Source organism: Streptococcus sp. HMSC072D07 (genome assembly GCF_001814835.1).
Lineage (GTDB): Bacteria > Bacillota > Bacilli > Lactobacillales > Streptococcaceae > Streptococcus.
This window is the reverse complement of the sequence record NZ_KV818045.1, coordinates 1-1,252: the sequence shown is the minus strand read 5'-3', so window position 1 is coordinate 1,252 and position 1,252 is coordinate 1. Positions and strand designations below refer to the sequence as shown.

Genomic DNA, 1,252 nt, shown 5'->3' with positions numbered 1-1,252 from the left:
TCCTTGGTCACCTCTCCATAAACTGTTAGATTGTCAAACAAGTCTCGGTCCTTAGGGATTAAGAGACTGTAAATATCTGAAAAGAGCTTGGCATCTGTTTCGTTAGTCAAGAAATAGAGTTCACCTTTCTTCTTAGTCATCAAGTCATAGGCTGCTGGATATTCTTCCCTCAAGCGCCAGTCTGAAGACTGTTCAATTACAGATGGTGGGAGGGTAATAGAATAATCCGAATTATCAATATCATCTTTATAATAATTCTTTAAACTAGTAAATTCTTGAAATAGATAAAGAATTCTTGTTTCTATGGCTTTACTAACTTCCTGTGGAATATCCTCTAACTTACCTGTTGCCATGTTAAAGAGGACTTCCTTACGGTCGTGTCCCCCAGTTTTTTGGAGAACGACTGTACGATATTCTTGATCCTTGAAAGCTAAAGAATGAACATAGGTACTTGAGACTGGGAAGTATGACGGATCATAATCCGCAACAGCCTTTAAAAGGTCATACTCCTTTCGAGGCAAATCATCCTGACTGGTATCATAGACCTGAATCTTCCAATACTCCCCCCAACTCAGCTTCTTAACATCAAAGCGATTATCGTCCCATTTGTAAATTAAACGTCTACTTTCTGTAGCAAGGTAACGTTTCCCATAAATCGCACTGCCATAATCAATAGGTTCATCCTTAGTGCCCTGACTCTCACCATTGCTAGCTTGCTTCCAAGAAATAACCAACCCCTGTCTATCAGCTATAAACTCATAAGAAGCTGGTTCTACCTCAGGAGTTCGCACCTTAAAACGATCATGTGTCAAATAGCGATACAAAGGATAGGCTCCAGAAACGACAATAAGAAGGCTAAAAAGTCCCAGAATAATTAGTATTTTTTTCCTATATTGTTTCATTGACTTCCTCCTGAGTATTTGTTGTTTAGATAGAGCTGATATTTTTCATAGCCATGTTTGGCATTTTGGTCAGATGAAATCGGTAACTTTTCCAATACGCGTTTATAAGTTTCTAGCTGGTCCGTGGTCATATTGACTAGAGAAAGATCTGTCTCCTCACCCAAGAGATACTTGCTCATCTCCGAAGAGATTTGGGCATCTCCATCATCTATTTTTTCTTTACTAACTTCATTAATCGCTTGCTGAATTATTTCTTGAGTTGAACCTTTACTGCGTAGTGTATACTCCTTCGATGAGCGTGCATATTCAACATAAGGGACAAGACCTTCATTATCCATCTCTTTCAAGCG

The 1,252-nt window shown here is 38.9% G+C and carries 1 protein-coding gene and 1 pseudogene; both read right to left on the bottom strand.

The annotated features are described in order from the left end of the window. Window positions 1-902, bottom strand: a 902-nt coding sequence (locus HMPREF2991_RS03300) for a hypothetical protein (RefSeq protein ID WP_070683545.1), incomplete at its 3' end; no start/stop codon positions are given. After that, window positions 899-1,252: pseudogene (locus HMPREF2991_RS03295) on the bottom strand (hypothetical protein); the annotation flags it as partial. The gene HMPREF2991_RS03300 and the pseudogene HMPREF2991_RS03295, both read right to left, overlap by 4 nt.